The organism is Kitasatospora sp. NEAU-69, assembly GCF_057158765.1.
The window spans coordinates 41,222-54,084 of sequence record NZ_JBWXUE010000016.1 but is presented as its reverse complement, the minus strand read 5'-3'; the positions used below and the strand labels follow the sequence as shown (position 1 = coordinate 54,084).

Here is a 12,863-nt window from a genome sequence, read left to right as displayed (position 1 = left end):
CTTGGCACACGGCTCCGCCCACCGCCCCGCCCGAGTCTCCGGGGCGGGGCAGTGGGCGGATGCGGTCAGGCCTGTGCGGTGCCCGGCTGGTGGCCCGGGGCGTCGGCGGCGGCGCGCTTGAGGACGGCGGTGTCGGCCGTGACGGTGCCGGGCTTGACCCCGTTGGCCTCGGTGACCTGGACGCTGCGCTCGCCCAGGAAGGCGTACGAGGTGCGGTCGAAGATGATCTCGTCGCGGGAGCCGCTGGCGGTGTTGGTCCGGGCGATGGCGATGCCGGTGCGGCCGGCGGCATCGGTGGCGGTGTCGACCAGGACGACGCCGGGGATACCGGCCGCGGCCTGGTAGAGCGCGGCGGCGAGCTTGCCGGGCACGGCCTGTTCGCGGATCAGGTCGCCGATGGTGACGAAGGCCTCCTGGTCCGGACTGCTGCCGGCCCCCTTCGTCTCGGCGTAGATCTTCCGCAGCAGTTCCTGCGGGTCGGTGGGCAGGGTGCGCAGGTAGTCGTAGGAGGGAGCGTTCAGCGAGGCGCCGGCGCCCGACTTGAGCGCCTCGCCGCCTTCCGGGGTCTTGCCTTCCTCGGTGAGCCAGCCGGTGCGGCCGTCGGCCGAGGACCACACCTGCCGCTGGTGCGGCTTGTCGACCCACACCTGCGACGTGCCGCTGCTGAGGTCGACGGAGCCCGCGAGGTGGGACACGGTGCTCTCGATGTAGACGTACTGCCCCGGGCGCAGGACGAGGTCGGGCGCGGCCTGCGCGGCCGAGGAGATCCGCTCCACGGCGCCGGCCAGGCCCGTGGTGGAGCCGACCGCGACCGGGACGACGGGCGCAGCCACGCGCCCGCTCGGCACGGGGGCCACTCCCTGGCTGCCAGGCATGAGGACCGCCACGGTGGCGGCCAGGGCGAAGGCCGCCGCCGTGGCGGGCACGGCGATCAGCAGCCGGCGCCGGCTCCTCGACACCGGACGGACCGGACGGACCGGACGGACCGGACGGCCCGGCACTGCGACCTCGGGGGTGCGGGTGATCTCGCTCATCAGGAACTCCTCGATCTGGCGTTGCCGGCCGAGCGGGTCGGCGGCTACTGCGGCCGCGGGCAGCAGCTGCCCCAGCTCCGTGTCGTCAAGCGGCTGCCGCCGCTGCGGGATGCTGGTCATCTGCTCCACTCCTTGTCCGACCGGGCCGGAACCATCCGGCCACCCTGTACTTGTCCGGCGCCCAGCAGGGGTTCCGGCCGAGTTTTCGCAGCGCGCCGCAGTTCCTTGTCGGCCAGCGCACGCAGCCGGGTGCGGGCCCGGGAGAGTCTGGAGCGAACGGTGCCGACCGGGATGCCCAGTGCCTCAGCGGCCTCGGGATAGCTGAGGCCGGCCCACACGCACAGCGCGAACACCTCACGCTCCGCACGCCGGAGTTTCTCCAACGCAGCTTTGGCGGCCAGGAGTTGCTCGTGGTCGGCGAGACGGCCGACCAGCTCGTCGGCGAAGTCCGGGGCCGGCTCGGGGCGCGGCATGCGGGCGAGGGCAGCCGCATGCCGGCGGGCGGCCCGCGCCCGGTTGCGCAGCACGTTGACGGTGATGCCCATCAGCCACGGGCGGGGAGTGGTCCCCTCGTCGCGCAGCTTGTCCCGCAGCCGCCAGGCCTCCAGGAAGACCACCGCCATGACGTCCTCGGCCCCGGCGCGGTCCCCGCTCACCCGGACGGCGTGCGCCAGGACCGCCTGCGCGTGCTCCTGGAACAACTGCCGGAATGCGCCGGGATCCCCGGCTCTGATCCGTTCGTGCATCGAAAAGTCCACACCTCTGGTTGTCCGCCGGCCCGGCACGGTTCCGGTGACCTGCGTCACAGAAGAGCCCGCCACGGTCGGCGGACTGCTCAGCCGAGGAAGTCGACGCGGTCGATCAGGCCCTCGCGCACCCGGTAGGCGACCAGCACGCGGACCGGCTCGTCGGCCAGGCCGTGGGCGATCTCGTGGTCGACCACCCAGTCGCCCTCGGTGAGCCGCCCCACGATCTCCGCCCGGCAGCGGCCTTCGGCGAACTGTCCGGCGTACCGGTCACGCAGAGCCTGACGGCCCTGCAGCCGGATGCCGTCACGCCGGTTGACCACGACGTCCTCGGCATAGGTGGCGGCGAAGGCGTCGATGTCGTGGCTGTTGTAGGCGACGAGCTGCTGCTCGACCACGTCGCGCGGTTCGGTCATGTGCTTGTTCGTTCCTTCTCTGGTCACGGGTTCGGGCCGCGGCTACGGGTACGGGCTCAGGCCGCGAGGCGGCGGGCGGCGAGTTCGGCGAACAGCGCGGCGCCGTCGGGGAGCACCGCGTCGTCGAACTCCGCGTAGGGCGAGTGGTTGAGCGGCAGGTCCTCGGGGTCGGTCCCCTTCGGGGCGGCGCCGAGCCACACGTACGAGCCGGGAACGGCGTCGAGCACCCGGGAGAAGTCCTCCGAGCCGGTCATCGGGTTCACCAGGGGCTGGTACCGCTCCTCACCGAAGACCTCCCGCACGGTGTCCGCCAGGAAGTCGGTCTCGGCCCCGTCGGTCACGGTCACCGGGTACTGGGGACGGTACTCGACCTGCGCCCGCAGGCCGTGGGCGGCCGCGACGGACCTGACCAGCTCCACCACGATGTCGGCCACCCGGAACTGCGCCTCGGCGGAGAAGGTACGCACGGTCGCCTCGAAGTGGGCGGTCTCGGGGATGATGTTGCGCTGGGTGCCGGCCTGGAGGAGCCCGACGGTGATCACCACCGGATCGAAGACGTCGAAGCGGCGGGTCACCATGGTCTGCAGGGCCGTGATCATCTCGCAGGCCGCCGGGATCGGGTCCTTGGCCCGGTGGGGCGCCGAGCCGTGGCCGCCCGCGCCGTGGACGGTGACGTCCAGCGCACCGGAGGCGGCCATGATCGGGCCGCGCCGGGAGCCGAACTCCCCGTGCCGCATGGCCGACGCCACGTGCAAGGCGTATGCGGCGACCGGACGTTGGCCCGCGGCGTCGAGCACTCCCTCGGCCAGCATGGCGCCGGCTCCGTCGAAGCCCTCCTCACCGGGCTGGAACATGAAGACCACGTCGCCGTGGAGCTGCTCGCGCCGCGCGGCCAGCAGGTGCGCGGCGCCCGCGAGCATGGCGGTGTGCAGATCGTGTCCGCAGGCGTGCATGGCACCGTTGTCGGCGGCGAACGCCAGCGGGGCCTTCTCGGTGACCGGCAGGCCGTCCATGTCGCCGCGCAACAGCACCGCCGGTCCCGGCCGGCCGCCACGCAGCACCGCGGTGACCGAGCTCAGCGAGGAGCCCTGGCTCACCTCCAGCGGCAGTCCGTCGAGGGCCTGCAGCACCCGCTCCTGGGTGCGCGGGAGGGCCAGGCCCAGCTCGGGGAACCGGTGCAGGTCGTGGCGGAGCCGGACCAGCTCCGGGGCCAGCCCGAGAGCGTCGTCGTGCAGGGACACGGGTACCTCCCATCGACCCCGCGTGCGGCGGGATCTCGCGTGATGCGATCGTGTGCAGTTCGATCTTGTTCGGCGATTCTGAATCTCTCGGCAGGAGTTCGAGCAGTTTCGTAGGATCACGTCACGAAGAGGCCATCTGATGAACGATTCCACCGGCAGCCACCGGTGACCGGCCCCGACGTGCGGGTCGACGAGCTGGACCTCGCCCTGGTGAACGCGCTGCAGCTGCAACCCCGGGCGCCCTGGTCACGGCTCGGCCAGACCCTCGGGATCAGCCCGGTCACCGCCGCCCGCCGCTGGCAACGGCTCTCCGAGGCCGGGATCGCCTGGGTGACCGCCTACGGCCTGCCGGCCCCCAGCGATCGCGGGTGCATCGCCTTCTTCGACCTCGGCTGTGCTCCCGGCCGGCTCCGGCAGATCGCCGAGCAACTGGCCGAGGAGCCGCACGTGATGAGCGTCGAACACGTCTCCCAGGGCTGCGACCTCGTCGTCACGGCGGCCTTCACCGATCTGGCGACGGTCTCCCGCTACAGCACCGAACGGCTCGGCCTGCTCCCCGGGATCACCTCCGTCCGCCTCCACCTGGCGACCTGCTTCTACTCCGAGGGAAAACGCTGGCGACTGGACTCACTGGACCCCGCCCAGCGACTCGAACTCTACGACGACCACCCGGCGAACAACGGCTCATCGACCGAAGTCCGGCGAGAAGACCGGGAGTTGCTCATCCTGCTGGGCACCGACGGCCGCCTCGACCAGGCCGAGCTGGCCGCCGCCACCGGGCTCAGCCCGTCCACCGTGCGCCGCCGCCTCGACAAGATGGCCGCCGCCGAGACGATCCACTTCCGCTGCGAGATCGCCGCCCCCGACGCCGGGCGGCCGGTCCTGGCGACCTTCCGGGCCGAGCTGCCGCCGGACCGGCTCGACGAGGTCGGCCCCCGACTCGCCCGGCTCCCCGAGGCCCGGCTGTGCGTGTCGGTCACCGGCACGCACAACCTCGTCCTCACCGTCTGGCTGCGCTCCCTCGCCGACGGTCAGCGGCTGGAGGCCGCCCTCGTCCGCAGGTTCCCCGACCTGCGGGTGACCGAGCGGCGGGTGTCGCTGCGCACCGTGAAGCGGATGGGCCGGATCCTGGACGCGCAGGGCCGCGCGGTCCGCGCCGTTCCGATGGACGTCTGGCGGGACCCGGTCCCGGCCGCCTGACGGACGGGGGCCCTGCGCCGGCTGCGCAGGGCCCCACGGGTGCTCGACGGTCGGCGGGTCGGCCGCTGACGGTGGATCAGCCGCTGACGCTCACCGCACCGGTCTCGATGTGGCCGGTGGCGCGGCGGGACCAGCTGGAGTCGCTGCTGACGGTGACGGTGAAGTCGTACCAGCCCTGGGCGATGGTGACGGCGTTGAAGTAGTCCGAGAAGGAGGCGCCGGGCGCGACCTGGTAGGTCCAGGTGCCGCCGCGGTAGTTGTTCGAGGTGATGGTGAAGGTGACCGTGCTGGTGCCGGTGTTGGTCATCTTGAACCAGACCGCCTGCTTCCCGCTGTCCGGTGCCGGGGCGTAGTACGTCGAGGCCTCGGTGGTCCCGCCGGGGGCGGTGGCGTTGCCGGTGAAGTGGCGCAGGAAGCGGTTGGGGCCGACCACGGTCAGGTCGTACTGGCCGTTGCCGTAGTTGGCGCCGATGTTGAAGAAGTCACTGGCGCTGCCGTCGGTGCCGGTCGAGGCGTTGTAGGGGGCGACGGTGTACTGCCAGGGGCCGCCGGTGCGGAAGTTGTTGGCGTAGACCGAGTAGTGCGCGTACGCGGTGGCCTGCGGGCCCTGGTTGGCCATGTCGATCCAGAGCAGGATCTGGTTGTTCGCGTCGTACTCGATCCGGTCCACCCAGGCGTTCGGCTGGTACGGGAGCGCGCGGGCCGGCTTGGTGCCGGTCTCCTGGGCGGGCATGGCGTTGTTGCCGGGGCTCGGGTTGATCTGGACGTTCGCGGTGGCCTGGCTGATCGTGGCGCTGGTGTCGGGCATCGCGGGGACGCCGTAGACGGGGTTCGCGAAGTCGAAGGCACCGGTGAGGTCGCCGCAGACCTGGCGGCGCCAGGTGCTGATGTTCGGGCAGACGGCCGGGGTGCCGAGCGCGGCGGTCCAGGTCTCCAGGAAGCGGATGACACTGGTGTGGTCGTAGACCTGGGAGTCCACGAAGCCGCCGCGGGTCCACGGCGAGGCGATGATCATCGGGACCCGGAAGCCGAGGCCGATGTTGGTGCCGGAGTAGAACTCGCCGGCGGTCCCGGCCGGTGCGACGGGCGGCGGCACGTGGTCGAAGAAGCCGTCGTTCTCGTCGTAGTTGAGGAACAGGACGGTGGAGTTGAAGGTGTCGCTGTCCGCCGCCAGCGCCTGGAGCACGAGGTTGACGAAGTGCGCGCCGTTCTCCGGCGGCCCGTCCGGGTGCTCGGAGAAGAGCTGGTTGGCGACCACCCAGGAGACCTGCGGCAGCGTGCCCGCGAGCGCGTCGGCCTTGATGGCGGCCGCGATGTCGTCCGGCGTCGAGCCGGTGCTGGGCACCGAGCCCATGCCGCGCTGGCTCAGCGGGCTCGAACTCGGCGCGCCGGTGAACTGGTTGAAGTAGGCGAGCGCGTTGTCGCCGAAGTTGTCACCGGCGTTCTGGTAGACCTTCCAGCTCACGCCGGCGTTCTGCAGCGCCTCGGCGTAGGTCTGCCAGTGCAGGCCGCTCTCGCTGCCGCCGTCGTAGGCCGCGCCGCCCGCCGTCGCGTTCGGGTCGATCATGCCGGACCACAGGTAGGTGCGGTTGGGGCCGGTCGCGGAGAGGATCGAGCAGTGGTACGCGTCGCAGATGGTGTAGGCGTCGGCCAGCGCGTAGTGGAACGGGATGTCCGAGCGGGTCATGTAACCCATGGTCCGGTTGGAGCCCTTGGCGGATATCCAGGAGTCCATCTTGCCGTTGTTCCACGCCGCGTGCTGGGTGGACCAGGAGTGGTCGAGCGAGCCGTCGCACTGCGCCAGCGTCTCGCCGCTGCTGCCCCACCACCAGGTGCTGGTCGCGCTGAGCTGCCACGGGTACTGCCGGCCGCTGCCGTTGGGCTGGTTGAAGACGCTGTTGCCGCCCGCGATCTGGATCGCGCTGCGGTCGGCGAAACCGCGCACGCCCTTCATCGAGCCGAAGTAGTGGTCGAAGCTGCGGTTCTCCTGCATGAGGACGACGACGTGCTTGACGTCGTTGATCGTCCCCGTCGTCGCGGCGGACGCGCGCGGTGCCAGGCCGGGCAGGGCGTCCAGGCCCACGGCTGCGCCGAGCGCGGCGGCGGAGCCGAGAAAGGTACGACGGGTCACGGGCGACACGAGGGGCCTCCAAAAGAGGTACAGACAGCTTCCGGCTTGGGGACTGTCGGCCAGCCAGGTGTCTACCGGCCGGTAGCAAGGTAGCGGCCAGATGAAACGGTGTGAACGCTTGGCACAGACTTGTCAGAAATCGACGACGAACGATTCGCCCGCACCCCGGAGACCCCCGGGGCACTCAGGAGCGTTCAAGAGCGCTCAGTGCCGATGGTGGTCCTGCATCTCGGAGGTCTCGTCGGCCGGCTGTGCGTCAGCGGCGGCCTCGCGGCGGCGCCGGCGCCAGAGCCAGACGCCGATCACCAGCACCGCCAGCACGCCGATCGCGATCCCCAGCACCCGCCCGACCAGGCTCTCGACCTTCGCGTACGCCGATCCGGCCGCGAAGCCGAGCAGCACGAAGCCCGCGCCCCAGATCGCGCCGCCGGCCGCGTTGAAGAACGCGAACTGCCCGTACGGCATCCGCGCGGCGCCGGAGAGCGTCGGCACCAGCGCGCGGAAGAGCGCGACGAAGCGGCCGAAGAAGACCGCGGCGGGCCCCTTCGCGCGGATGAAGCCCTGGGCCTTGCCGATCTTCGCCTCGTGCTTCAGCGCCGGGCCGGTGCTCAGCAGCCGCGGCCCGAAGTAGCGGCCGACGCCGTAGCCGACCGTGTCACCCAGGATCGCCGCGAGCACCACGACCGCGATCATCAGCGGCAGGTCCACCCCGCGGTGCGCGGCCGCGATGGTCCCGCCGATCACCGCCGCTGTCTCCCCGGGCAGCACGAAGCCGACGAAGAGCGCGTCCTCCGCGAAGACCAGCAGCGCGACCACGGCGTAGACCAGGGGGCCGGAGAGCCCCTGGATCCAGTGGATGACCGAGTTCACGTCCGCGCCCCTTCGCCGGCGGCAGGTTTGGCCTGGGCAGTCGAGCCGGCCGACTTCCACCGTAGACGAGCCGAGCCGTTTCGCCCGGACGGCGGGTCTACAGCGTCAGGTGCGCCCGGGACCGGCTGCGGCTCAGCGGCCGACCGCGCCGTCCGCCTGCTCGCGCAGGATGTCCGCGTGGCCGGCGTGCCGGGCGGTCTCCTCGATCATGTGCACCAGCACCCAGCGCAGCGAGGGAGCGGGCGTCTCGCGCAGCGAGCGCGCGCCCGGGGTGGTGAGGTCGGCGGCCGCGTGCACCACCTCGTTCGCGCGCAGGACGGCCGCGCGGTACTCGGCGGCCAGCGAGGCGGCGGTGTCCTCGGCGGTCACCGAGGGCTCGTCGTCCCACGGCTCGCGGTCCGCGCCGCCGTAGGCCCAGACGAACCAGTTCAGCTCGACCGCCGTCAGGTGCTTGACCAGCCAGAACAGGCTGGTGCCGGACGGCACGCCGGGCGCGGCCGACACGGCGTCGGGCACGCCCGCCAGCTTCGCGAGCACGGATTCGCGCAGGTAGTCGAGGAAGCCGAGCAGCGTCGTCTTCTCGTCGGCCTCGATGCCGGGCGGGCGCAGGTCGTCGCGTGGTTGCGTGGGAGTCATGGCGACGGAGCCTAGCGGCCGCGCCCCCGCAGGCTCAGAGGTTTTCCCGGACCCACTCGGCCAGCAGCTTCGCGCAGTCGTCCACCGAGTCGCGCCAGGCCTTCGCGGCGCCCTCGCCCGCCTCGTCGCTGACGTGCTTGACGAGCCGCACCGGCACGCCGGCCTGCTGGGCGACGGTGGCCAGCGCGTAGCCCTCCATGTCGACCAGGTGGGCGCGCTCGGCGAGGCGGTCGCGGGCGGCGGGGTCGGAGACGAAGAGGTCACCGGTGGCGAGGGTGGGTCCGTCGGCGGCGAGCTCCAGCGGGGCGCCGTAGCTGTGGCCGGTGAGCTGTCGCAGCACGGCGCCGTCCAGGTCGTGCTGGATCACGGTGCCGATCACGTGCGTGCGCCCGTCCAGTCCGGGCCGCAGCGCACCGGCCGTGCCGAGGTTGACCACCTCGGCCGGGTGCGGGCCGCCGGCCAGCATGGTGGCCAGCGACGCCGCGGCGTTGACCTTGCCCATGCCGGTGAGCAGGACGGGCAGGCCGGAGCCGAGGTGGGCGGCCTCCTCGGCGACGGCGAGGACGAGGAGCGGGCGGTCGGGGGCGACGGTTCCGGTCAGCTGCATGACACCGATGGTAGCCAGCCGACGGCGGCCGCCCGGCTGCCCCGGCCGGCCGCCGTCAGCCGCCCGCGCCGTAGCGGTGCTTCAGGTTCGGGTCGTCGAGCCACCACGGGCGCATGCCCTGCTCGTCCTCGGCGGCGTCGGCGTCCCCGGCGGCCACCGCGGCGGCGGCCGCCTCGAACCGGGCGTCCAGCTCGGCGTCCACCGCGGCGGTCTCCTCGCGGCCCTGCACGATCATGCGGCGGACCAGCGCGCAGAGGAACGGCAGGCCGACCAGGTCGCCGAGCACCCAGAGCGAGTTGCCGCCCCAGGTCTGGTCCTGCGCCAGGGTCGGTCCCCACGGCCGGGCCAGCGCCGTGTAGTAGTGCTCGGCGACGATGTGGCCGCCGTAGATCAGCACGATGCCGAGCGCCGCGTCGAAGATCACCTCGGCGAAGGTGATGAAGAGGCCGAGCAGGTGCGGGTACTCGTGGCCGACCGGGTCGATCTGCAGCCGCGGCCAGAAGTAGGCCAGGCCCAGCAGCACCAGCGAGACGTGCAGGCCGATGTTCCAGGCACCGCTGCTCAGGCTCTTCTCGTACCAGGGGGTGAAGTAGAGCAGCCACGGCGGCGCCATCAGCAGCGCGGTCGAGACGGCGGGGAACATCAGCAGCTTGGACGGGCCGCTGCGCAGCGCGCGCAGCAGCCGCTCGCGGCGGGCCGGCGGCGAGGTCTCGACCAGCAGCGAGACCGGCGCGCCGAGCGCCAGCAGCAGCGGGACCAGCATCAGCAGCAGGACGATCTGCACGGCGCGGTCGGTGAACAGGATCCGCTCGTAGACGCCGACGCCGGAGCAGGTGACCCAGATCCACAGCAGCAGGCCGCCGAGGAAGGCCGCGGTGCGGGTGGGCTGCCAGCGCTCGCCGGCGCGGGCGAGGCGGCGCACGCCGAGCAGGTAGCCGCCACCGAGCAGGACGGACAGCGCCAGCACGACCGGCTCGGCGGTCCAGGAGGTCGCCAGGTCGCTCCACTGCCAGGGCGGCGGGCCGTGGTAGCCGTCGGCCAGGACCGAAGCGGCCAGAACTGAGGTCTGCATTGTTCGCACTCCATGCTCCGCCCGGTGTGGCGGGTTCCGAGCCATCATCGCCGACCGCGAGACGATCACGGCGGGCGGGGGCGGACCCCGGCCGGGCGTGTCCCGGGCGTGCCCGGAGCGTGCCCGGAGCGTCTCCCGGGCGCGGCAAGGGATCGGCATGGGCGGGGGCACGGTCGCGGGCACGGGCGTCGCGGACGTATGCCCAGCTGACGGGCCAACGGCAGCCCGCCCGGTGGGCCCGTACCGGAACCGCATAAGGTGCCCCTCGCGTCTTGGACCCGCCGGGCCCGAAGACCGCACAAGCTCAAGACCGGCGCAACTCACGTGTGGCCGTCCGACCCGGTGGCCATACTGCTGGCAACGGGCCGGCACCCGAGCGTCGGGCGGTCTCTGGGGAGGGGTGGGGCGCGTGGTGACACCAGCGCAGCAAGGGGCGCAGCCCTCGAGACCGGGCACGGTCGCACGGCCGTCCGGACAGTTCGGACCGGTGCAGAGCACTCTCGGACGAGCACAGGGGGAACTCGAACGGCCGTCGGCGGCGCCGCAGCCGCCCGCCGGCCGGCCGCTGCGAGGGCCGCGCGCGGTGCGCGCCCGGCTGCGGGCCGCGGCCGAGACCGCGCCGGGCCGGCTGCGGATCGCCGGTGTCACGCTCACCGTGCTGGTGCTCGGCTTCGGCGCGCTGACCGGGTGGCAGGTGACGAGCCGGACCGACGCGGCCGACCAGGTCGTCACGCACAGCCAGCCGCTGAGTCAGAACGCGGCCGAGATCTACCGCTCGCTGGCCGACGCGGACAGCACCGCCGCCGGCGGCTTCCTGCTGGCGAGCAACGAGCCGCGCGCGGTGAGCCAGCGCTACCAGGCCGACCTGGCCACTGCCTCGCAACTGCTCTCGCAAGCCGCCGCGCAGAGCACCGGCTCCGCGCAGGCGCAGGCCGCGGTCAGCCAGCTCAACCAGCAACTCCCGGTCTACGCGGGCCTGGTGGAGACCGCCCGGGCCAACGACCGGCTGGGCCTGCCGCTCGGCGGCGCGTACCTGCAGTACGCCTCCAACCAGATGCAGACCCAGCTGCTGCCGCTCGCCCAGCACCTCTCGAACACCGAAGTCGCCCGGGTGGGCGGCGACTACGCCGACGCGCGGGCCACGCCCTGGGCCGCGTACGTGCTCGGCGCGCTCGTGCTGATCGCGCTCGGCTACGTCCAGGTGCTGCTCTTCCAGCGCACGAACCGGGTGTTCAACCCCGGCCTGCTCGGCGCCACGGCGGCGGTGCTGGCGCTGCTGGCCTGGCTGGTGCTGGCCGTCGGCTCGGCCGACTCCGCGCTCGCGGACAGCATCGCCCACGGCGTCACACCGCTGCGGGCGCTCAACCAGGCCCAGGTGGACTCGCTGCAGGCGCGCTCCGCGGAGAACCTCAACCTGGTCTCCCGCGGCTCCACCACGGCCTACGCGGATCAGTGGACGACGGCGGCCAAGGGCGACGGCAGCGCGCTGGCCACCGCCGAGCTGCTGGCCCCGGCGGGCCCGGCGGCGAGCAGCATCCACGCGGCCCGCGACCAGTTCGCGCTGTGGACCAACCGGCATGACGCGGCCTCGGCCAAGAACGACCAGGGCGACTACCAGGGCGCGCTGGACGCCACGGTCGGCAGCGGCGCGAACAGCGCGCAGCCGGCCTACCAGGCACTGGACCAGGACCTCACCGCCGCGGTGAAGGTCGAACAGGCCGACGTCCTGAGCAAGGCGAAGAACGGACGGGACGCGACCGGAGCGGTCACCGTGGCCGCCGGGGTGCTGGCGCTGCTGGCCGCCGCCGGCGTGCTGCGCGGGATCGGCCGACGACTGGCGGAGTACCGGTGACACCGGCGACAGGGGGCGATGTGATGCGCAGCAGAAGCATGCGGGTGCGGGCGCTGTCGACGGCGGCGGCGCTGCTGGCGGCGGCAGCGGTGGCAGTGCTGACGGTGCCGGGGCCGGCGACTCCGCTGCCTGCCACGACCGCGGTCGTGGCCGTGCAGGCGGGCAGCGTGCAGGCGGGCGGGATGCAGGCGGGCGGTGCCTTGAAGGAGCAGGCGGGGGCCGCCACCTGCGATCCCACCAAGAGCCTGCGCCCGAGCAGCGACGACAGCGGCCCGGCGGTGGCCGCGATCAAGGCGCGCGGCTACCTGATCGCCGGCGTCGACCAGAACGACTACCGCTGGGGCTTCCGCGACCCGACGACCGGTCAGCTCGCGGGCTTCGACATCGACATCATCCACGCGATCGCCAAGGCGATCCTGGGCGACGCGAGCAAGGTCCAGTACAAGACCGTGCCCACGGCCATGCGTATAGAAGCCATTAAGACCGGTCAGGTCGACGTGATCGCGCGTACCATGACGATCACCTGCGATCGCCTCAATGACGTGGCCTTCTCGACCGTTTACTTCCAGGCCGGACAGCAGGTCCTGGTGCCGAGGTCGGCGAAGGCGACGAGCGTCGATGACGCGCTGAGGGGGAAGACGGTGTGCGTGGCTGACGGCGGGACCGCACAGGACCAGCTGAAGCAGAACCCGCGCGGCACGACAGCGGTCGTACCGGTCGGCAACGACCTCGACTGCCTGGTGAAGATGCAGCTCGGCCAGGTGGACACCACGCTGACCGACAACGCGGTCGCGGTCGGCATGGCCGCCCAGGACCCGAGCCTTCAGGTGGTCGGCCCGTCGATCACCTCGGAGCCGTACGGCGTCGCGATCTCGAAGTCCTCGCCGGATCTGGTGGCCCGGGTCAACCAGGTGCTGGCCGACTACCGAAGCAGCGGCGCCTGGCAGGCCAGCTACAACCAGTGGCTGGCCCCGTACCTCGGCCCGTCCGACGGTCCGCCGCCGGCCAACTACCTGCCGTAACAACACCGTTCAAGCGACGACGAAGACGAAGAGGAG

12 protein-coding genes are annotated in these 12,863 nt (G+C 72.5%); 3 read left to right on the top strand and 9 right to left on the bottom strand.

All coding sequences use genetic code 11. From position 1 onward, the window contains the following. Nucleotides 1-65: 65 nt before the first annotated feature. The 4 genes from AC060L_RS20005 to AC060L_RS19990 all read right to left on the bottom strand — a co-directional run bounded on the left by AC060L_RS20005 (nucleotide 66) and on the right by AC060L_RS19990 (nucleotide 3,437). A complete protein-coding gene (locus tag AC060L_RS20005; RefSeq protein ID WP_483800177.1) occupies nucleotides 66-1,154 on the bottom strand; it encodes a CU044_5270 family protein in 1,089 nt (362 codons plus the stop codon). After that, complete coding sequence (locus AC060L_RS20000) at nucleotides 1,151-1,780, bottom strand: RNA polymerase sigma factor (protein ID WP_483800176.1); 630 nt, start codon at nucleotides 1,778-1,780, stop codon at nucleotides 1,151-1,153. Before AC060L_RS20000 ends, AC060L_RS20005 begins: the two co-directional genes overlap by 4 nt. Before the next feature lie 89 nt (nucleotides 1,781-1,869). Further along, nucleotides 1,870-2,196 carry a nuclear transport factor 2 family protein gene (locus tag AC060L_RS19995; protein ID WP_483800175.1) on the bottom strand — a complete coding sequence of 109 codons (327 nt, stop codon included), beginning with the start codon at nucleotides 2,194-2,196 and terminating at the stop codon, nucleotides 1,870-1,872. A gap of 56 nt (nucleotides 2,197-2,252) precedes the next feature. Further along, nucleotides 2,253-3,437, bottom strand: coding sequence for a M20 metallopeptidase family protein (locus AC060L_RS19990; RefSeq protein WP_483800174.1), 1,185 nt, complete (start codon nucleotides 3,435-3,437; stop codon nucleotides 2,253-2,255). Nucleotides 3,438-3,602: 165 nt separating this feature from the next. Here AC060L_RS19990 and AC060L_RS19985 point away from each other — a divergent pair, with 165 nt between their 5' ends. Then, nucleotides 3,603-4,637: an Lrp/AsnC family transcriptional regulator gene (locus AC060L_RS19985; protein WP_483800173.1), complete on the top strand. Its 1,035-nt coding sequence runs from the start codon at nucleotides 3,603-3,605 to the stop codon at nucleotides 4,635-4,637. Nucleotides 4,638-4,713: 76 nt separating this feature from the next. On the opposite strand, the gene AC060L_RS19980 is transcribed toward AC060L_RS19985, so the two are convergent. The 5 genes from AC060L_RS19980 to AC060L_RS19960 form a co-directional block, all read right to left on the bottom strand. Next, nucleotides 4,714-6,777: a phosphocholine-specific phospholipase C gene (locus AC060L_RS19980; protein ID WP_483800172.1), complete on the bottom strand. Its 2,064-nt coding sequence runs from the start codon at nucleotides 6,775-6,777 to the stop codon at nucleotides 4,714-4,716. Between the two features lie 195 nt (nucleotides 6,778-6,972). Then, a complete protein-coding gene (locus tag AC060L_RS19975; RefSeq protein ID WP_483800171.1) occupies nucleotides 6,973-7,638 on the bottom strand; it encodes a DedA family protein in 666 nt (221 codons plus the stop codon). 132 nt (nucleotides 7,639-7,770) lie between these two features. Next, nucleotides 7,771-8,274, bottom strand: coding sequence for a DinB family protein (locus AC060L_RS19970; protein ID WP_483800170.1), 504 nt, complete (start codon nucleotides 8,272-8,274; stop codon nucleotides 7,771-7,773). 34 nt (nucleotides 8,275-8,308) lie between these two features. Next, nucleotides 8,309-8,881, bottom strand: a complete 573-nt coding sequence (locus tag AC060L_RS19965) for a nucleosidase (RefSeq protein ID WP_483800169.1) — start codon at nucleotides 8,879-8,881, stop codon at nucleotides 8,309-8,311. A 55-nt stretch (nucleotides 8,882-8,936) separates the two neighbouring features. Continuing rightward, nucleotides 8,937-9,953, bottom strand: a complete 1,017-nt coding sequence (locus AC060L_RS19960) for a cytochrome c oxidase assembly protein (protein WP_483800168.1) — start codon at nucleotides 9,951-9,953, stop codon at nucleotides 8,937-8,939. Between the two features lie 487 nt (nucleotides 9,954-10,440). Here AC060L_RS19960 and AC060L_RS19955 point away from each other — a divergent pair, with 487 nt between their 5' ends. Both AC060L_RS19955 and AC060L_RS19950 read left to right on the top strand, forming a co-directional pair. Continuing rightward, entirely contained in the window at nucleotides 10,441-11,805 is a 1,365-nt protein-coding gene (locus tag AC060L_RS19955; protein WP_483800167.1) for a hypothetical protein, read from the top strand. A gap of 23 nt (nucleotides 11,806-11,828) precedes the next feature. Beyond that, the gene (locus tag AC060L_RS19950) at nucleotides 11,829-12,827 is read left to right on the top strand and encodes a glutamate ABC transporter substrate-binding protein (RefSeq protein WP_483800166.1); all 999 of its coding nucleotides are present in this window, start codon (nucleotides 11,829-11,831) and stop codon (nucleotides 12,825-12,827) included. Nucleotides 12,828-12,863: the final 36 nt, after the last annotated feature.

Bases quoted from the DNA above. Each gene is read 5' to 3' on its own strand.
- AC060L_RS20005 (WP_483800177.1), bottom strand. From the start codon at position 1,154: ATGACCAGCATCCCGCAGCGGCGGCAGCCGCTTGACGACACGGAGCTG.
- AC060L_RS20000 (WP_483800176.1), bottom strand. From the start codon at position 1,780: ATGCACGAACGGATCAGAGCCGGGGATCCCGGCGCATTCCGGCAGTTG.
- AC060L_RS19995 (WP_483800175.1), bottom strand. From the start codon at position 2,196: ATGACCGAACCGCGCGACGTGGTCGAGCAGCAGCTCGTCGCCTACAAC.
- AC060L_RS19970 (WP_483800170.1), bottom strand. From the start codon at position 8,274: ATGACTCCCACGCAACCACGCGACGACCTGCGCCCGCCCGGCATCGAG.
- AC060L_RS19965 (WP_483800169.1), bottom strand. From the start codon at position 8,881: ATGCAGCTGACCGGAACCGTCGCCCCCGACCGCCCGCTCCTCGTCCTC.
- AC060L_RS19960 (WP_483800168.1), bottom strand. From the start codon at position 9,953: ATGCAGACCTCAGTTCTGGCCGCTTCGGTCCTGGCCGACGGCTACCAC.
- AC060L_RS19950 (WP_483800166.1), top strand. From the start codon at position 11,829: ATGCGCAGCAGAAGCATGCGGGTGCGGGCGCTGTCGACGGCGGCGGCG.